The 4757-nt window shown below is 51.8% G+C and carries 3 protein-coding genes and 1 pseudogene; all 4 read left to right on the forward strand.

What is annotated here, in order from left to right; all coding sequences use genetic code 11:
- A partial coding sequence (locus tag AQR02_RS34025) for a potassium-transporting ATPase subunit KdpA (protein WP_245237314.1) occupies positions 1–708 on the forward strand: 708 nt, incomplete at its 5' end.
- 18 nt (positions 709–726) lie between these two features.
- Positions 727–2760 (forward strand): potassium-transporting ATPase subunit KdpB, encoded by a 2034-nt coding sequence (gene kdpB / locus AQR02_RS10770; protein WP_054940557.1) that lies wholly within the window; start codon positions 727–729, stop codon positions 2758–2760.
- A 38-nt stretch (positions 2761–2798) separates the two neighbouring features.
- Positions 2799–3410, forward strand: a complete 612-nt coding sequence (gene kdpC / locus AQR02_RS10775; protein WP_054940558.1) for a potassium-transporting ATPase subunit KdpC — start codon at positions 2799–2801, stop codon at positions 3408–3410.
- A gap of 70 nt (positions 3411–3480) precedes the next feature.
- Positions 3481–4757: pseudogene (locus tag AQR02_RS34030) on the forward strand (sensor protein KdpD); the annotation flags it as partial.

Genomic DNA, 4757 nt, shown 5'->3' on the forward strand with positions numbered 1-4757 from the left:
GAGGTGCGCTTCGGCATACCGCAATCCTCCTTGTTCACGACAACAACGACAGCGGCTACGACAGGTAGCGTCAATAATATGCATGATACACAGACTCCGCTCGGCAGTATAACGCCGCTGGCACTCATGATGCTTAATAATGTGTTCGGAGGCAAAGGGGTCGGCTTGGTCAATATGCTGATGTACGCTATCCTCGCCGTTTTCTTCTGCGGACTCATGGTCGGCAGGACACCGGAATTTCTCGGCCGCAAAATTGAAGCCCGGGAGATGAAGCTGATTGCAGTCGCCATTCTGATCCATCCACTGATTATACTGGTTCCTACAGCAGCATCATTCCTGACTGATATGGGTCAAGGTGCTATAAGCAATCCAGGATACCACGGCTTGACACAAGTCCTGTACGAATACGTCTCTGCTGCAGCGAATAACGGTTCTGGCTTTGAGGGGCTTGCGGATAATAACACCTTCTGGAATATGATGACCGGAGTGGTTATGCTGCTCGGACGGTATGTTTCCATCATCGCTCTGCTGGCAGTCGCCGGTTCACTGCTCCGCAAACAGCCCGTACCGGAGACGATCGGCACCTTCCGCACAGACAACGGCTTGTTCACCGGTATTCTTATCGCTACGGTGCTGATTATTGGTGCGCTGACATTCCTGCCGGTTATTGTGCTTGGTCCGATTGCCGAACATTTGACTCTACGCTAGGGGAGAGGAAGAACAGAAATGAGTACTGTACAGAAAAAGAAGCTGCTGAGTGGTCCCATGATCCGAAATGCGGTCAAAGACAGCTTTGTGAAGCTGAATCCGGTGACCCTAATGAAGAATCCGGTCATGTTCGTCGTTGAAATAGGTACGTTTATTGTCTTGATGATGGTGCTGCTTCCCGGTTACTTTCATGCTACGGAAGCTATAGGATTCAACATTACGGTGTTCATCATCCTGCTGATCACTGTATTATTCGCCAACTTTGCAGAAGCACTTGCGGAAGGACGCGGAAAGGCACAGGCGGATTCCCTTAAGAAGACGAAGCAGGATATTTCCGCGAACAAGCTGACTGGAAGTGCGGTTAAGATCGTAGCTTCCTCCGAGCTGCGAAAAGGCGATATTGTCGTTGTCAGCCAAGGGGAGCTGATACCCGGTGACGGTGAAGTCATCGAAGGCTTGGCCTCAGTGGATGAATCCGCGATTACGGGTGAGTCGGCTCCTGTCATAAAGGAAGCGGGCGGAGACTTCAACTCGGTAACTGGCGGCACAAGAGTGGTGAGTGATGAGATTAAGGTACGGATTACCAGTGATCCCGGTGAGTCCTTCCTGGACCGGATGATTTCTTTGGTCGAAGGGGCGAAGCGCCAGAAAACACCGAATGAAATCGCGCTGAATACCCTTTTGATCAGCTTGACGATTATATTTATGATTGTTGTGGTTACACTGCGTCCTATTGCCGCCTACCTTAATGTTGCTCTGGAAATACCGGTATTGATCGCACTGCTGGTCTGTCTGATTCCAACGACAATCGGTGGACTGCTCTCTGCCATAGGGATTGCTGGGATGGACCGTGTTACCCAGTTCAATGTACTGGCAATGTCCGGCAAGGCCGTTGAAGCCGCCGGGGATATCAATACGATGATTCTGGATAAGACCGGGACGATTACCTTCGGGAACCGGATGGCGAGCGAATTTGTTCCTGTTGGCAAGGAGACAGAGGAGGATGTGGCCATATGGTCAGCGCTTAGCTCACTTAAGGATGAGACACCGGAAGGGCGATCTGTCATTGAACTCGTCAAAAAGCTGGGATACAGCTATGATGCCGGACTTGTGTCAGGAGCAGAGTTCATAGAATTCCGGGCTGAAACGCGGATGAGCGGAATGGATCTTCCGGAGGGTCATAAAGTCCGCAAAGGGGCTGTGGATTCGGTCAAACGTTGGGTGGCTTCTCAAGGAGGAGTCATACCGGATAACTTGGATCAGCTCTCGAACATCATTGCCGGCAAAGGCGGCACTCCGCTCGCTGTAGCCGTAAATAACCGCATCTACGGACTTATTTACCTGAAGGATACCGTTAAGCCTGGAATGAAGGAGCGTTTCGAAGAGCTTCGCAAAATGGGGATCAAAACCATTATGTGTACTGGTGACAACCCGCTTACTGCAGCAACTATCGCCGCTGAAGCGGGTGTGGACGGATTTATTGCCGAAAGTACACCGGAGAATAAAATAGAGGTCATCCGCCGTGAACAGAAGGAAGGCAAGCTGGTGGCCATGACGGGTGACGGAACCAACGATGCGCCGGCACTGGCGCAAGCGGATGTGGGGCTGGCAATGAACAGCGGCACATCAGCGGCCAAAGAAGCGGCAAATATGGTTGATCTGGACTCTGACCCGTCCAAGATTATTGAGGTTGTGGCGATCGGCAAACAGCTGCTCATGACACGTGGCGCATTGACCACGTTCAGTATCGCCAATGATATTGCCAAGTATTTTGCCATCATCCCGGCGATGTTCACACTGGCTATTCCAGAGATGGAAGTGCTGAATATTATGGGCCTTGGCTCGCCAAGCTCGGCGATTATTTCCGCGCTGATCTTTAACGCGATCATTATCCCGCTGCTGATCCCGCTTGCCATGAGGGGCGTATCCTATAAGCCGATGAGCTCCACCAGGCTGCTGCGACGCAATATTTTCATCTATGGATTCGGTGGAGTGGTTGTGCCGTTCCTCGGCATTAAGCTGATTGATATGGTTGTCAGCCTTTGGATCTAGAGTAACTAGTTATAGCGGCAGAAAGGATGAACTTTATAATGTTAAACCACGAATCCAACCAGCAATCTTCCGTTTCCAAGACCTCTTATTTCATAAGCATAGTAAGGCTCAGCGCCGTATTTATTATCCTTTGCGGGATTGTTTATCCGCTGGCCTCGACTGCGCTTGCCCAGGTATTCATGCCTTCTCAGGCTAATGGCAGCCTGCTGAAGAACAGCAGCGGCGAGGTTGTCGGCTCCGAGCTGATCGGACAGAGCTTCACAGATCTGTCGTTATTTCAAGGCCGGGTATCGAGCATCGATTACAAGGCTGAAGCTTCGGGCTCGAACAATTATGGCCCTTCCAATCCGGATATGCTGCAGCGTACCCGTGACAGTATAGCACAATGGAAGAAGGATAACCCGGAGGTGCCAATTCGTGATTTGCCGGTTGATCTGATTACGAATTCCGGATCCGGTCTTGATCCTCATATCTCGCCTGCAGCTGCTAGAGTGCAAATTCCCAGAATCAGCAACCTGACCGGCATTCCAGCGGATCAGCTTGAAGAGCTGGTAGTGAAGAACACCGAAGGCCGTGACCTGGGCGTGTTCGGCGAGGAACGTGTAAATGTGCTGAAGCTCAATTTAGCTCTGTCGGAATTATCTAAGTAATAATCCGGCTCCTGCCCTGTCCGCGCGGTTTGCGGGCAGGGTAGGAGCCGGTTATGGATGGAGGATAAGTATGGCACCTTACAAACGTAAAAGCCCGGAAGAAATCCTGTATTCCATCTACAAGCTGCACCGGGGCAGATTGAAGATTATCATTGGTTCAGTTAGCGGATCGGGCAAAACCTATCATATGCTGGAGGAAGGCAAGCTGCTGAAGCAGCAGGGGATTGATGTGGTGATCAGTGCGGTTTCGACTATGGGGCGGTCTGAAACTGTCCAGCAGCTGGCGGATCTTGAACGTATACCCAGCATCCATTGGTGGCAGGGCAGCAAGGAGCAGAAGGATCTTCCGCTGGAGACCCTAATTGAACGCAATCCGGAAGTGGTTCTGGTGGATGGTCTGGCCCACCGTAACCGTGAGGGGGCCCGTTTTCCGACAAGACTGGATGATATCCGCTACTTAATGGACAACGGCATCAGCATTATTACGACGATTAATGTTTATGAGCTGGGTGGAGTAGGCGAAATCATTTATCAAATGACGGGGATCCGTTCAGAAGAGACGGTCCCGCTGAATACCCTGGAGCTTGCGGATGAAGTGCGGCTGATTGATGTTTCGCCAGAGACGATTCTTAAGCGGATTGATGAAGGCATCCTGGGGGACCAGGCGCATCCTGCAATGTCCCGGAGAGGAAATCTCGGCGTGCTCCGTGAACTGTCGCTGCGTTTGGTGGCGGAGGGTGTAAATGAATCGCTGGAGAAACACCGCGAAGCTGAAGGACTCACCGGACCCTCCGGTGCGACGGAGCGGATTCTGGTCTCCAGCCAGTACCACTGGAACGGCTCACTCTACGTAAGGAGAGGCCAGCAGATTGCTAAACGCCTAAACGGTGATCTGCGGGTTGTAACCTTTGTATTGCTGGGCCGCAGATTGACCAAGGATCAACAGACCTTTAAGCGCTCGATCATGAAGCTGGTTGACCGGGTGGAAGGGAAATTTGAAGAGCTTCCGCTGGATCATATCCGCCAGCTGCCTTCTGTCCTTGTACGATATGCCATGCAAAATAACGTGACCAGGATTGTAATGGGGCATTCGAATAAAAGCCGCTGGCAGGAAAAATGGCAGGGCTCCATTGCGAATCAGGTGCTGCGGAAAACGCGGAACATCGACGTGTTTCTGATGGCAGACCGGGTGCAGCAGGACGGGGAACGGATTTTGCCGGTCAAATCGCAATCTAATCGATCAGAAGAGCCTTTTCACCGTCTGACCCTTCAAGAGCTGGAGCGGAAGATTGAAACGATTAGGCGGGGAACCTTCATGGTCTATATCGGTGCGGCTCCCGGAGTGGG

Source organism: Paenibacillus ihuae (assembly GCF_001368795.1).
Classification (GTDB): domain Bacteria; phylum Bacillota; class Bacilli; order Paenibacillales; family Paenibacillaceae; genus Paenibacillus_AQ; species Paenibacillus_AQ ihuae.